Genomic DNA, 14,463 nt, shown 5'->3' with positions numbered 1-14,463 from the left:
TACTGAACAGTTTGGAACGTACAGGGATGGATAGTATTTCCGAAATACACAGCGGAAATTGGTTTCATCAAATATTATTGGGTGGTAGCCCAAAAATCTATAGATGCTTGGGTAATATTTTATCTGTGGTTCACTACGGTTGTTTTCCCAAAATGTTATGCAATCGGGAGTTACCTTCAGGATTTTTCCCAATTCAGCCTGTGTCAGACCAAGATCGATCCTCTTCTTTCTTAAATGCTCACCGATTGTCCTTGGAGCAAGTGGGTAGTTTTTTTTGGCAGACTTGTGGGAATTTCGATGAAAAAACGAGTGGTGGATTGTCGAGGAGATCGTATTCAAAGGTTCACTTTCCGTACAGCTATTACCCTCCCTGATGGAAAACTCTATACTGATTTCCCTCTCGCCAACTAGAATGCCCCTTGTAATATTCTCTATTATGCGCCTTTTTCCCTGATAAAACATTGAAGACCAGTTTTCGGTCAGAAAAAGTGCATCCTTGATGTGGTCTTCAAAGACCTGTATCGAAAGTTTTCCCGAATCTATTTCAGATCCTAGCGCCCTCAATAGATCTTCAACCGGTTCAAGATCCCTTCTCAACCCTTGCAGGTACCTTTTAATCTGCTTGACCGAGATCGTTCCATCAAACATCATCGATAGATATCTATCAATTCTTTCGTCCAGGATTTTTTTTTCTGCAACTGTATCGTTGAACAAACCCTGTTTCTCCAGTAGCTTGGTCTTGGAGGATTCGACAAGTTTGGTTAGGCGGCCATCATTAAGACTTTCTGAAAGTAGTGTACAATACATTTCATCAACCGTGGATATTGCAATCTTAACACCGCAATCCCTGCACTTGTATATCCTGGCATTTTTGACATACATTTTTTTAAGACATGAACACCTCAGCAGGCCCGAAAGCAGATAATCGGACCTTCTGCCTACCGGCGCCCGTTTCTGTTTCTGCTCATCGAGTATCCTGTTTGCCCTTTCCCAAAGTTCCGGTGAAACGATCTGCGGGCATTCTGTTATTATCCAATCGCTCTCTGGTTTCAGGACTATGAGCTTTTTTCCGGTGCCGGTCCTGGTATAGTTTGCGATCCGTTCCCCTTTGACGGTGGTATCCCTGATCAGTCTTTCTATGGTAGTGTCAGAAAACATGGCTCCCTTGCGTGTTCGGTAACCAAGCCTATTGAGCTCATCTGCAGTGGTCTTTCTTCGCATGGTCCTAAGGAATATTTCAAATATCAGCTTTCGGACAGGTGCTTCATCCTCGTTTAGGACAAACTGCTTGGCCTTCCACGAATACCCGAAGATGGCCTGTCCCCCAATAGGTTTTCCGAGTTTCGCACGAACTGGGATAGAGGCGGAAACCCTGCTTGCAATCTCTTCCCGTTCCCATTCCGCCATTGCGGAGAGCACCGTAAAAAAAAGCATTCCAGCGGGAGTACTTGTGTCTATGTTCTCGGAGAGGGAAATCAGGTAGGCATTTGACCTCCTGAATATATCTGCAAACTCCAAAAGCTCTTTTGTACTTCTGGCAAGGCGGGCAAGCTTGGAAAAGACGAGACCGTTGATCTCTCCGTTCTTTACGTCGTTCAACATCCTTTGTGCTTCGGGATGGTTTATTATGCCGTTGCCGCTTATTCCGTCAAAGCGGTATATCTTAGCAAGGTCCCAGCCCTTGGCATCTATATAGTAACGTGCTCGCTGTTCGTGGTGTTCTGGGCTTTCATCCCTGACCTGTCTATCGGTGGACACCCGTATCCATATCCCGACTTTTAAAATTTCTGTCATGGCCTTTTCTGATTTCACAAAATCCTTTCTCTAAAAATGGCTATTTCATTAACCAATATTATCGGTAACATTTAAGCAAAGAGACACTGCGAGCTGATAATGCGTGCCAATAGTCGTCTATTTTGCTGCCAAATGTTTGCAAGCATCCAATACCATGACCTTAACACAACAATAATAAATGATATTAGCTAGCGCAACATAAAGATAAGAATTACAGTAGTTTGCTGTATATTTTGTTAGGAATGACCACTCCATATCAAGGCCGACTGACCGCGCCACTTTTTGTAATCGACATGATCGTACATCTGGACCAAAAGAACTGAGACCAAATGGGAATTCAAATGAACGTTTATTAAAAGGAATAATCTAAACCTATTCAAAGGGTGTTGGAAGCCTAAACATCGTAGGCAGGAATGCGTGACAACTTTTGAGATAATTCCTAATTTTTATCCGTAACCTGACCGATTTCCTAATATCGAGCTATTTCGGGACGAACGAAGCTAAAAGGCTTAAGTATTTTGTTCATCGAAGGAATAATCGTCGAAATATTATCTAATAATCTTAGAACTTCAGTAGGCCCGAATTTAATATACGATAGTACATAGCTTGGGAAGATACATCAAAAACCTTGGCCAAGTTTTTAATTTCATCTTCGCTACCCAAATCAAAATCAATTTTTTCGATAGCTTCTTTAAGCAGATGATCCGGCATAAGAATATACGCGGCGAATGTATTTGCCTCTCGTTCCAGAATTTGTGTCTGTTCGGAAAGCCCAGAATGCGCACTTCTGAAAATTGCATTGAAGCCCTTGTCCATGAACATTGATGATTGTTCTCTATGCAGCACAAAATGTCCCAATTCGTGTGCAATTGTGAAACGTCTCCTCACACGCGATTCACTTTGGTTATATCCAATTACCCCCTTGCCATCTTGGATAACCAAAACCCCTGAGATGTCATCTTCGAAATCAAAGGGAGAAACGGTTAGGCCAGCTCTTTTGGCAACATCTTCAATTTTAATAGGGAGACTATTTAATTTCATCCCCTGTAAAATATCATCTACTTGTTTTTTTATAAACTGTATGGATCTGCTATGGTTGCGAGTATTCATGGGGTTATTTATTAATTTGGCTTAAGAACTGCTGCATAGAGTTTTTAACACGCTCGTTAAGATCAAGCATAGAGTCCGCAACTACCGCCGAAAAGTCCACCTCTGGAACCTCAACATTTTCTTCTAGCCTTTCAATATTCAATTCAACAGGTATTAAGTCAATATAGTCTACCTTCAGAATCTTGGCAATGGTAATTAATAGAAATATCGACGGCCGTTGTCGTCCCTTTTCTATATTAACAACCGAAGCCCTTGTCATGTTTAACAATTCTGAGAATACCTCTTGACTGATATTTGCATTCAGTCGAAAATTTCTAATCCTTTCGCCGATTTGTTCGTAAAAAGATTCCTCTGAAATAGCACTCATAACTTGTTGATTTTAAATATCATAATACAAAGATGATTATTATTTAGAAAATATCCAAATAATTTTACAATATTTAACAATAATAGATTTTGTAAAATTTTACATTTAATTTGGTTTTGTAAAATTTCGATGTATATTTGTAAAGAAATAAAAAAAGCCAAGAGCAGAGCTCTCAGCTTTGTAAATTTTTAAGGTAGTCAATTAGGCTTTGCCAGCCTCGTTAAAAACCTCCTTTGATCCGTGGTTGTTTCAAAGGTAGTGACTACCTTTCATATTTACAAGCAAATAGGATAAAAACCTATTGAGAAGCAATCTTGGTCAGTCATACAAATTAAAATTTAATTCGGGCAATACTACATTTTTAATTCCGCCGCAGCAGTTGCAGCCCCAGTCTCCATGGGAGGCTCGATTAATAGTATTCTAATTAAAATTTAATTTGTTAAAAAAATGGAAGATAAGTCTTTCTCGGCTGAAAAGCCCCAAGTCTATAAAGCTACAGTTAATGATAAGAAAATAACTGTAAAAACACCCAAAATTACCGGTGCTGAACTATTAAAGGAAGCTGGAATCAAAGATCCAGAATGCCATACGCTATACCAGAAGCTAAAGGGCGATTTTAAAAGAATATCAATGGATGAAATCGTTGATCTTGGTGACCAAGGCACAGAGCATTTTGTTACCAAAGAAGCTGAAGTATTCAACTACCTGGTAGATGGAGAACCAGAAACAACAGACAAGAAGACCCTGACACCAGTTCAGATCATGGAGCTGAATGCTGTCGACACCAAACAGTTCTATCTTGTGCAGCTGATGGACAAAGATGCGGAGATCAATTATGCATTCTCACCAGAAGAGTCGATCAAGATGCACTGCAGGGGTATGAGGTTCGTTACCCGTAAATGGCTTGACCTAGTCGATATAGAATCTTACGGTAAGGAATGTAAAGAAGTTCCTCCTGCTAGAATTTATAGGATCAAGGTGGATAAACGCTACCACGATTGGAACAGAAGGTTTATTACCGTTGCGGAACTTATCCAGTTGGAATACCCGAACAGCTCGGCCCAGTTTGAGGTTTACAAGTTTGTAAACACAAGCCCAAAGCCGATTAAGCTTGGCTTATCGGAACAGGTAGATTTGACAGAAAGATGCCTGGTCAGGTTTACCATCCAGCCAAAGGAACAGACTGATGGTTTGCAGTCTGTTAAGGAAGAAGTCGTTCTTCGCAGGGAATTTGACCTGCCAGAAGAGGATGTAGATTTTTTAAATGGTCTTGGCCTCCCTTGGGAGGCCATTGGCAATCGTACCACTGGCGGAGGAATGTGGATATTGCTCCATGAATTTGCGATACCTGATGGCTATCACCAAAAACATGCCACCGTTGCGCTCATGATTGCCCCTTCTTATCCTGCCACGGAAATAGACATGGCGTATTTTTTTCCAGCTTTGACCAAGGTTTCAGGGAGGGGCATAAATGCGTTGGCGGCACAGCCTATAGACGGAAAAACCTATCAGCGTTGGTCTAGGCACCGTGCTCCAGGCCAATGGCGTCCGGGGGTTGATAACATTGCTAGCCATCTATGTCTGGTTGAGAACTGGTTAATTAAGGATTTGGGGAGATAGGCAATGAACACACTTAGGATTTCAGGTCATCATTATGGCCAACTAAAGGACCATTTGTTCCCCGGAGACAACAAGGAGGCCGTTGCAATAGCTCTTTGCGGCAGAGGAACTTTCAACGGCAACGAGCAGTTTCTGGTTCAGGAACTTTTGCTCGTACCTTACGAAGTCTGTGACAGGGAGCACGATTATATTACTTGGCCAACCGACATTATCAATCCATTCCTAGAGAGGGCAGCAAGACGTGATTTGGCAATCGTAAAGTTTCACTGCCATCCCGGACCTGGAATACACGAGTATTTTTCAGATTTGGATGATGTTGCGGACGACACGTTGTTTAAGAGTATCCAATCTTGGCTCGACAACGAGCATAGCCACGCAAGTTGTATTATGCTTCCTGACGGTCGCATTTTTGGCAGGGTATTCAGGGAAGAGATGCAGAGCGAACCTATGCACAAAGTCCTGATTGCCGGAAGCGACGTATTGATTTGGCGCTATACAGATGACGGATCAAAAATTGCGGAGGATGCGCAGCTACGTAATAGACAGGCCTTCGGAGAAAAAACAGTTTCTGAGCTTAACAAGATGAAGGTAGGAATAGTTGGGTGTTCAGGAACAGGCAGTATTACTATTGAGCAGTTAAAGCGACTGGGAGTAGGCGAACTGGTGCTGGTCGATCCCGACTATATCGACGGCCTTAATTTAAACAGGATAATCGGGTCTAAACGTTCAGATGCTGAAAGCAACGTGCCTAAGACCGAAGTGATGAAGAGAGAAATAGATGCTCTGGGCATAGGCACTAAAGTAACTGTTTTCGATTCGGACATATCAAAAAGAGAGGTAGTCAAAGAGCTTGCTGATTGCGACTTTTTGTTCAGCTGTGTGGATGGTGCGGAGGGAAGGCATATTCTGAACCTTATATCATCCTTTTATGTTTTGCCTTTGATCGACATGGGCGTCAAATTGAACGCAGATGGGAAAGGTGGAATCAACAACATCTTCGGACAGGTGCATTTTGTCCAGCCCGGAGGATCAAGCCTATTGAATAGGCACCAGTATGGCTTGGACAGACTGCTTTCGGAATCTGTCAAAAGGATTGATGGGGAAGAACATGCAAGGAACCAGTATCTGGCCAGTGTTTCGGAAAGCAGTCCAGCAGTTATAAGTATCAACATGCAGGTTTCAGCAACGGCTGTAAATGATTTTTTGGCCCGCATCCATCCATTCAGGAACATGCCGAATTCTGAGGTAGACGTAATCAAGATAGACTATACCGATTGCGTTTCCTATTCCGAACAGATGAAGGAACCATGTACCTTCTTCAATAAATGGATTGGGAAAGGTGATATTGAACCGTTATTGAACAGTCCAGAATTGAGCAGGCATGTTGAGAAGGTTTATTAGTTGGATAAAAGCGTTATTCAGGAAGAAGACGCTATACGGATATAAAACGGTAGAAGATGTCCCGGATAGGATGAGAGATAAGATGGTCTACCTCATTAGTAATCAGGGATATGTCTGGCAGTGTGTCCTGCTATGCCCGTGTGGTTGCGGTGAAAAGCTCTACACAAATCTGATGGATGACTTCGACCCATGTTGGAAATATGTGATAGAAGATAAAACCATTTCTCTTAAACCATCGATTGACCGATTGGTAGGTTGCAAAAGCCATTTCTTTCTCAAGCACGGAAAGATTATCTGGTGTTAATCACGCCTTTCCGTCAAAAAAAAAACAACAATCTAGAAAAACTTTTTCTGGATTGTTTGTTTTTATAGATATTGATATTTAGATTAGTATAGCAATTTCAATCTAACGTTCGTATCTTTGCCGTCCCAAAAACGGCATGAATTAATTTTTTATTATGGAAAAACTTCAAGCATCACAGATTTTAGTGCCAGGCGCTGAAATCAAGGCTATTAGGCTAAAGCAGTCTAAAGCCGTGAAAGACGCTATCGCTGCTACCATTAAATTGCAAGAAGAAATCCTCAAGTTAAAAGATGTAGATCAAGAAACGCTAAAACTTGTAGTACAGTTATAATATAGTGTTTTGAAGATTCTCGCTTTCAATGAGGATAATCTAGCGTCCTCACTCTCAAACAAATATACAACACCGGAACAGGTTAAGATCAAGCAACACTATAAGTATTTCTGGAAATACTTGAGCAGTAAGGAGCTTGGCGCAAAGACCATCTTGATAGAAGAAGGTTATATAAGCCGTGATTATCTTCACGACTATGCCTCATATTATGCGCTGTGTTTTGAAAACTATGACAAGGTATGCCGTAGGGTACATTTTTTTGATATCAAGTTTACGAAAAAGGCCTTTCAGGAAAACCTTCTGAAAACAAAAGAAAATGCAAAGGAATTCTGGAGTCATTATGTAGGTTTCATTGTAGTAAAGCCTATTCCCGTTAAAATGATAGGCTATTCAGTTTTGAAGACCTACTCCAATGGTGAAAACCTGAGTGACCGCAATTTTTGGGGCTTAAGGACGTACAGTATCAACTTGTACGGCACCGAAATAAAACTCAGATCTTTGGCCTTTCAAGAACAGGATTCTGTTATCGCAGCCTGTGCCACTACCGCCATCTGGTCTATGTTGAACAAGGCGGCGGTAGATTTTCATACAATCCTAAAATCTCCGAGTCAGATAACTTTGGATGCGGACAATGTTTCACCAGATGGAAGCCGCCTTTTTCCGAACAAAGGCCTTAGCATCCTGCAGATTTCACAGGCAATATTGAATTCTGGCCTTGTATCCGAAATTAAGGAGGCCGACCTCCGGACAGCGGACCACCCTTTCAAGGTTGTCAGCAACCATTATCTCAAAAAAATAATTAATGCGTATTCTGGAATAGGTATTCCAATAATTCTCGTTATCAGGGTTCCGAATGGAGGGCAGCATGGGCTCCATGCCATAACGGTATCTGGTTTCAAATCGCTTGCACCGCAGCCGATAGCTCCTCAAAAAAAGATGAGCTACATGTCGGATAACATCGATAAGATATACGCTCACGACGATCAATGGGGACCTTTCGTTAGGATAAATTTTGATGGGGCCCATAATCTGATAACTCCATGGACAGAAGGACACAAGCAAAAGGAGCCTACCCTCGTCAAAAGTATCGTATTGCCTATATATCCAAAAGTTCGGATTTCGTTTCAGGATCTTGAGGTTATTGTTGCTGGCCTAGATACCATATTGACCTTTTTCTTCGATGGCGTTATTGTAGCCGACCTTGTGTGGGATATCAAGATAGAATACAGTGAAAAATACAAGAAAATAATTAAAGGGTCTGGTCTTGAAACCTCAAAGAAAATTGAACTACTTACTACCAGTTTGCCCAAGTACGTTTGGATCACATCTTGTCACATTGGTGAACATAAGTTGATGTGCTTTACCTTTGACGCTACCAATATCAACCATGCGATGATTGGCCTAAGTGTGATATCTTACCTGCCAGATAATATACAGGGCGAGTTAATAAAGTTCCTAGAATTAAACAGAGATAGTCTACAATACCTATTCAAGCATATGGCAAGTGAACGGTATTATGAGTTTCTGATTAAGGAACTTTCCAAAAAATAATTGACAGGAGAGCTAGTCAACGGTCGTTTTAAACATGTACTCGGATGTCCTCGCCGCTTTCGAGGTTCTGTATGGCATAGGTATTAGTAAAGTCTAACTTCTTTTTGATATCCGTGCACATTCTCGGGCCTAATCCGATCGCAGCTAAGACCTCAGAATGCACGGGAACGGAAATATCCGTTTCGAAGATTTTTAGGTTTACTAGTTGCCTATCCGTTAAATTAGCTAACCTATTTAATTCCAAATTATCGAAAGCTTGTAGTACATCCCCAAGAGGCTTTAGCTTTTAAAGTCGGTAGTTAGCCGCTGTTCTATCTTTCGTAATAACATATTAATGCATTGTAACATTTATTTTGTTAGTATGCTTTTTTTTGTTATCATTGTGTCGTTATGACAAACATACAGCGTTATCTGGAAGAAAATTTTGGGCTATCCTTGAGGTTATCCCAACTCGGTGAGGAAGATCGCAGAAGGCTTCCGCTGTATCTAAAGGGCAGCTACGAAATACAGAAGGCTGATTTTGATAAGGTCAAACTTCTTTTCGTTCGTCCCAAGGGCAACGATTATACCCCATCTCAACTTGAGAAGCAACAATTTCAGCTCAGGGAAATTTTAAACGGGGTGATTGTTTTCGTATTGGAAGACCTAGAGCCCTATCTCCGCAAGCGGCTCATAGAAAGTAGGATAGCGTTCTGTCAAACGGGAAAACAGCTCTATATACCTGAACTTTTAGTTAACCTCAACGACCTTCGAGGTAAGAACAAAGCTGAAACCAAAAAGTCGACCCTAGGTTACACCTCTCAATGTGCTCTGATCTACCACCTCTTATTAGGGTCGATCGAGGACATCCCTCTTGGAGAAGTGGCCAAACTGCTAGTAACCAATGCCATGTCGATTTCAAGAATTGCAAAAGAGCTCGAGCAGCATCAGATCATCAGCATCGAAGGTACGAAGGAAAAACAGATGCACTTCATTCCGGCGACAAAGAGAAAGATTTGGGAAGAAGTACAAAATCTAATGAACTCACCTATAAAAAAGGTCTTCTACACAGATTTTCCACTCGGCAATGAGCCTCTGGCCATACCAAGCTATGACAGCGCATTGGCAAAATATACCACACTTTCGGAAGGGAACCAGCCTGCTTATGCCATAGCTCGTAATAAAATTGACAGCTTGGATGAAGACAAGGGACTGGAACTGGGACAATACGGCAGATCTCGGGTGGAGCTATGGGCCTATGATCCTGCCGCATTCTCTAGATCCCGTGTAGTGGATCCCCTTTCGCTATATCTCAGTATGAGAAATGAAGAAGATGAAAGAATAAAAATAGCATTAGAACAAATGATAGATAATATAAAATGGTAGTAGGACTGGAGCGCTTGAGAACATATTTTGCCGATTATAGTGAAAACTACATCATCATTGGCGGGACAGCGTGTGAGGTGAGGCTGGAGTCGCGAGGAATAGATTTCAGGGCAACCAAAGACGTGGACATGCTGATCATCATAGAGGCGATTGACAATAAGTTTCTGGAGGCTTTTTGGCAGCTGATAAGGGATGGGGAGTATATTAACCGCAATATTGAAGAGACGGAAAAGAATTTTTTCCGTTTTAGCCAGCCCCAGACGGAGGACTTTCCGGCCATTATCGAACTTTTTTCCAGAAAACCAGATGGAATAACACTACCAGAAGACTTTCATCTCACGCCAATACCTACAGACGAACAGCTCTCCAGTCTTTCGGCCATGCTGCTGCACGATGAATATTATGAATTCACACTTCGCAACTGTAATATAGCGGATGGACTCATGGTAGCAAACGAGCTGGCGCTGATCGTTTTGAAGATCAAAGCTTATCTGAACAACCTGCAGCGAAAAAAGGATGGGCACGAGATCAGGTCCAATGACATCGACAAACACAAAAAGGATGTCCTAAAACTGGCAGCTACCCTTGCCAATACCGATAGCGTGGAATGCGCAACTATCATTAAAGAAGATATCGCCAGTTACATCGCACTACTTGAAGAAGAAAATTTTAATGTTAGAGGTCTTGCAAAGGAGGCAAAACTTGGAGATATCAGCCTAAAGGATATCACTCAACAATTGGCAAGCGTATTTGGCTTATAAAATTCTGTTTGGGTGGGAAAATGGCAAAATGCCATTATAAATTACTGCAAAAGTTAACTGCCGTTCTTTTGATGGCGAGGTATTCTTTGCTGTCTTGGGCAATTTTTCCCGAAAGCGGAAATACCTTCGGTTGCTGGGAACTATTCCGCTCGCAAATTGTAGTGCTTAACGAAAGACAATTAAATCTATTTTACTTGTTCGCCAAACGTGTCAGAAATATTTTCTTCTGAACCAAAAGGCACATTTACCAAGGCAAATCGGTGCCGGTTTCGAGGGAAAGCATACCTATAGGAGAAGATCTATGTCAACCAGTTCAAACGCAGTAAAAAACTTTCTACTCCAACGCCACCCAGCCGTTAAGCCTCCCATTATTTAAAAACCTCCATTTTCCGTTTGCTCGAAGAGCCATCTGGATTACTAGTCTTCACCATTTCCCCGGACGACAAACCATTTGTCCTACGACCAAAAGGACCGTAATCAAACAGACGACCACATCGAAGATACCGCCAATAAATACTGGTGTTAATAAATCCGTAATATCACTTGGCAGCCATTCAGCTACTCAAATTGAAATATACCTTTAACAACTCAATAAATGCTGAGAAATCTATACTTCCATCTTCCCACGTCGTTTTACGAATGTTTACATAGCCGTTTTTGTTGTCTAGAGCGACACTAACATTTTCATTAGTTTCGATTTTCGATAGACCTTCTCGCCACTTTCTCACTTTATCGCCAATCTGATAACCAATATCAGTAACAAATCTAGCATTGTTAATAAACTGTTCCTTCGTAGTAAATGTTCCGAATGGTCTATTGATTACACAAAGAGCATAATGTTTGCAATCTCTTTCTGCTTCTTCACCTTGTTTTAAAGACATCTTTACGGATTCTTTGCCAATAATGGCGCTTTTTATCTCGATCGAGTATTCATCTGCCCCAATTCGAATAATAAAATCACGTCCGTTATCTGGATTTTCGGGTTGGGCAAAATGTGGATGTGCCTCGCTGATCGCCTCTAGAAAAGCTTTTTCGGCGGCGTCGCCAACATCCTGACGCCAACGGATTTCTTCGGCAGTTTCCGCCATCTGGTTGGCCTTATCGATCAGTTGCTGAACATTGCCAATAGTTTTTGCTGCGTCGTCGAGCTGCTTTAACTGATCGGCAGTGAGTGAAAGTGCTGCCAGTTTTTCCATTTCTTCGATTGGTTTCCTTATCTTCATTAGGCGACCAATACTGCTTCCAGCGCCAAATGCCTTGATAAATAACACAGGTTGTTTTTCGCTGAACAATGGAAACATTTTTGCCCAGAATTCATGTTCGATTAGTTCCTTAAGTGTCATAAACAGGTCGTGATATTCATGACCTTCCTTTACCTTCTCTTCAACAGAAACGTCTTTGAAGATATCGTCAAGCGGTCGAGTCAGTATTGATACGTCATTACTTCTTAAGTTTGAATTTAAAATATCTTTGTGAATAAGAAATGATGCAGGGTCGGAAAAGCCAACCTGTTTCTTGTAAAGTGATTTTAATAAGGGTAAAAAAGTTTCGTGTTTGTCCTCTCGATAAATATTGTCTTCATATTTCCTAAAGACACCGTCTTGCGTAGGTATGATATTATTTTCAAGCGCTGTCTTTGTTTCCTCATTACGGTGAACAAATTTCAGAAAATCGTTCAACCAATCAATCGCATCACTTTCTTCTTTAAAGTAGTCTTCAACAAATTTCTCTAGTTTACAGGAACGCTGAATAAGCAAGGACACCCACTTAAGGGTCCACTTTTCTGCAGTATCCCAACTATATTCCTCTTCGAGATCAATATAAACCTTTTCCTTCGCCTTCTCCGGCATCAACCGATGCAGCAAATCAAACCAAGCTTCACGCTTTTCCGCTCTGCTTCTTTTAAATGTGCAACAAATTTGGATAATTGCTTGTGTTTGAGTCTCAGTAGCGGCTTCCACATTCAGCATACCTATCGTGTTGTTCATGTCACTTAGAAATTCCTTAATATCGAACTCCTGAACATATTTCGCCTTAAAGGACTTCGGAAGTAACTCTTCACTCAGATCACGTCCAAGCCCTTCAGAGATTAGCTTAAACTGATTTTCAAGTTTAGTTTCATGAAAAATATCAATTTCTTTCTGCAGCCCACCGGCCTGATTTGGATATATGGCGAAATCCCTACCCAAACTTTCATTCTGAGTTTCTTCCAAGTAAGATACCAATTTTTGTAGCCAAGGTACAATTGCATTAAAATCCTTTAATTGATCGGAAAGCATCTCAACGCCAGTGATTTTTTCAACAAGCGCATCAATTCCAATCCGGATACCATCCGGCCAGTTTTCTGGTTCATGGCTTAGAATTCGGCTCCAGTCTCGAAAGCTCTCAGTATCTGGTGTTTTTGTAGGATACAATTCAGAAATTAATTCGTGTAAAGATTCTTCATGTTGAGATGGACTGGCCGGAAAAATTGCTTCACCTATTAGAATGGAATCTCCCTGCATCGTTTTTACCAAACGATGTGTAAGCAACACAGCTCTTAGCTTATCTTGGAGTTCTTCACTCAGCCATTTTGAACTATATATTTTCTCTGGGTTTAACGGGAAGCTGGTTTCTGCCATGAGATGCAGGTTTTGGACTTCCCCAACAATTAGCTCATCTAGAAAGTTTGGAAATGCATTAACATAGTCTTTAAATGCCGATCTATTAGCATCTCCAACAGGATCTACATCATCTTCGTTTTCTCGCAAAACCATTTTGGTCCTAACCCCATCTCTTGGTTCGGTAGGTTTAAATTTCTCATGCTGAATGATGTTTGGTATGGCAAAATCTTCAGATCCAATTAGTGGAAGTTCTTTGAACAGTCGCGCGGATTCACCAGCAGCGGTAAGATAATAGCGATTATTAATAAAATTTGCTGGCATGGCCACGATCAAATCACCATAAACTTTATACAACAATCCAAATGCACCTTCTGGTTTAGTATCATCTAACAGTTTTACAAAGCTAACTAGACCGAATACATCTTTGTGATCCTTGATTGACAGCGTGCGGGAAACGCCATCCTCTTGAACACGGACAGATTTGATTTTTTCGCTGTTGATTAGCAAGGAAAAGGCAAGGTTGATTTCAAGCTGTCTGATACCACCCGCTGCTATTTCCTTCCCACCTTCAGATAAGCCGTACTCAAAACGGTTCCACAGGTCGGTGGGTGTTTCTGGAGGAAGTGCATCAATTTTTCGAATGCTTTGAATACTGTCCCCGAGATTTCTCATCATTGGTTCGATGTCAGTCGGACGACGATCAAGATAATGTTCAAATCTTCGAATCCCTTCCTCATTCAAATGAACCCCACTAATTTTTACACATTTATTTAATAGGTGTGTTGTTACAAAACCAGTACCAAATTTACCGGCACTACCTCCAGAGTTATCCAACGGCTTTGTTGAGCTTCTAAGAGTTAGGGCCACAAGATGATCTGATTTAAATGGCTTACCATTGTGCTCAAATGTGAAAACGTCCGCAGCTTGTGTACATACAATTTCGACACCTTCACCTGCTTCATCGCGAGCATTCTGAACAAGTTCCCAAATCCAACGAAATCGATGTTGTCCTTCAAATAACCCTAAACGTTCCACTTCCTTAATAATGTCACGAGCATCAGATTCGTCTCGCCTACTATTAATTATATTATCAACTCTAGAATTATTTTGTGTTTCTAAGTGCATAAAGATTAACTCCTAAGATTAATGATTTAATGTTTTAAGCTGAATAATACACCCTATCTTTCATTATTCCTTTGTCGAATTGTAGATTATTCCAAAACTGGCCACTGCTTTTTTTGCAAACTGGCCACATC

11 protein-coding genes are annotated in these 14,463 nt (G+C 41.2%); 7 read left to right on the top strand and 4 right to left on the bottom strand.

Annotated features, from left to right (window positions below; all coding sequences use genetic code 11):
* The 3 genes from DUT71_RS20125 to DUT71_RS20115 all read right to left on the bottom strand — a co-directional run.
* Positions 1 to 1,794: recombinase family protein (locus DUT71_RS20125; protein WP_113664336.1), on the bottom strand; the 1,794-nt coding region annotated here is incomplete at its 3' end.
* Between the two features lie 561 nt (positions 1,795 to 2,355).
* Positions 2,356 to 2,904 carry an ImmA/IrrE family metallo-endopeptidase gene (locus tag DUT71_RS20120; RefSeq protein ID WP_113664335.1) on the bottom strand — a complete coding sequence of 183 codons (549 nt, stop codon included), beginning with the start codon at positions 2,902 to 2,904 and terminating at the stop codon, positions 2,356 to 2,358.
* A gap of 4 nt (positions 2,905 to 2,908) precedes the next feature.
* Positions 2,909 to 3,271, bottom strand: a complete 363-nt coding sequence (locus DUT71_RS20115) for a helix-turn-helix domain-containing protein (protein WP_113664334.1) — start codon at positions 3,269 to 3,271, stop codon at positions 2,909 to 2,911.
* Between the two features lie 447 nt (positions 3,272 to 3,718).
* Between DUT71_RS20115 and DUT71_RS20110 the strand changes: the two genes are divergently transcribed.
* The 7 genes from DUT71_RS20110 to DUT71_RS20085 all read left to right on the top strand — a co-directional run bounded on the left by DUT71_RS20110 (position 3,719) and on the right by DUT71_RS20085 (position 10,604).
* On the top strand, positions 3,719 to 4,891 hold the full coding sequence (locus DUT71_RS20110) for a multiubiquitin domain-containing protein (RefSeq protein WP_113664333.1): 1,173 nt from the start codon (positions 3,719 to 3,721) through the stop codon (positions 4,889 to 4,891).
* A 387-nt stretch (positions 4,892 to 5,278) separates the two neighbouring features.
* Complete coding sequence (locus DUT71_RS20105) at positions 5,279 to 6,292, top strand: HesA/MoeB/ThiF family protein (RefSeq protein ID WP_240186995.1); 1,014 nt, start codon at positions 5,279 to 5,281, stop codon at positions 6,290 to 6,292.
* Positions 6,273 to 6,596 carry a DUF6527 family protein gene (locus DUT71_RS20625; RefSeq protein WP_113664331.1) on the top strand — a complete coding sequence of 108 codons (324 nt, stop codon included), beginning with the start codon at positions 6,273 to 6,275 and terminating at the stop codon, positions 6,594 to 6,596. Before DUT71_RS20105 ends, DUT71_RS20625 begins: the two co-directional genes overlap by 20 nt.
* A gap of 154 nt (positions 6,597 to 6,750) precedes the next feature.
* On the top strand, positions 6,751 to 6,927 hold the full coding sequence (locus tag DUT71_RS20310) for a hypothetical protein (RefSeq protein WP_162796139.1): 177 nt from the start codon (positions 6,751 to 6,753) through the stop codon (positions 6,925 to 6,927).
* A gap of 9 nt (positions 6,928 to 6,936) precedes the next feature.
* Complete coding sequence (locus DUT71_RS20095) at positions 6,937 to 8,478, top strand: hypothetical protein (RefSeq protein ID WP_113664330.1); 1,542 nt, start codon at positions 6,937 to 6,939, stop codon at positions 8,476 to 8,478.
* A 390-nt stretch (positions 8,479 to 8,868) separates the two neighbouring features.
* Positions 8,869 to 9,843 (top strand): hypothetical protein, encoded by a 975-nt coding sequence (locus tag DUT71_RS20090; RefSeq protein ID WP_113664329.1) that lies wholly within the window; start codon positions 8,869 to 8,871, stop codon positions 9,841 to 9,843.
* 14 nt (positions 9,844 to 9,857) lie between these two features.
* A complete protein-coding gene (locus tag DUT71_RS20085) occupies positions 9,858 to 10,604 on the top strand; it encodes a hypothetical protein (protein WP_162796138.1) in 747 nt (248 codons plus the stop codon).
* 554 nt (positions 10,605 to 11,158) lie between these two features.
* Here the strand turns inward: DUT71_RS20085 and DUT71_RS20075 are convergent.
* Positions 11,159 to 14,332 (bottom strand): sacsin N-terminal ATP-binding-like domain-containing protein, encoded by a 3,174-nt coding sequence (locus DUT71_RS20075; RefSeq protein ID WP_113664326.1) that lies wholly within the window; start codon positions 14,330 to 14,332, stop codon positions 11,159 to 11,161.
* Positions 14,333 to 14,463: the final 131 nt, after the last annotated feature.

Origin of the sequence: Pedobacter nanyangensis (assembly GCF_003313505.1) — a bacterium.
Classification (GTDB): Bacteria; Bacteroidota; Bacteroidia; order Sphingobacteriales; family Sphingobacteriaceae; genus Pedobacter; species Pedobacter nanyangensis.
The sequence above is the reverse complement of the archived record's forward strand: the minus strand, read 5'-3'. Positions and strand labels throughout refer to the sequence as shown.

What these genes read in the sequence shown, in the direction of transcription:
- DUT71_RS20090 (WP_113664329.1), top strand. Translation starts at nt 8,869, where the DNA reads ATGACAAACATACAGCGTTATCTGGAAGAAAATTTTGGGCTATCCTTG.
- DUT71_RS20310 (WP_162796139.1), top strand. Translation starts at nt 6,751, where the DNA reads ATGGAAAAACTTCAAGCATCACAGATTTTAGTGCCAGGCGCTGAAATC.
- DUT71_RS20120 (WP_113664335.1), bottom strand. Translation starts at nt 2,904, where the DNA reads ATGAATACTCGCAACCATAGCAGATCCATACAGTTTATAAAAAAACAA.
- DUT71_RS20625 (WP_113664331.1), top strand. Translation starts at nt 6,273, where the DNA reads ATGTTGAGAAGGTTTATTAGTTGGATAAAAGCGTTATTCAGGAAGAAG.
- DUT71_RS20105 (WP_240186995.1), top strand. Translation starts at nt 5,279, where the DNA reads ATGCTTCCTGACGGTCGCATTTTTGGCAGGGTATTCAGGGAAGAGATG.
- DUT71_RS20110 (WP_113664333.1), top strand. Translation starts at nt 3,719, where the DNA reads ATGGAAGATAAGTCTTTCTCGGCTGAAAAGCCCCAAGTCTATAAAGCT.
- DUT71_RS20115 (WP_113664334.1), bottom strand. Translation starts at nt 3,271, where the DNA reads ATGAGTGCTATTTCAGAGGAATCTTTTTACGAACAAATCGGCGAAAGG.
- DUT71_RS20075 (WP_113664326.1), bottom strand. Translation starts at nt 14,332, where the DNA reads ATGCACTTAGAAACACAAAATAATTCTAGAGTTGATAATATAATTAAT.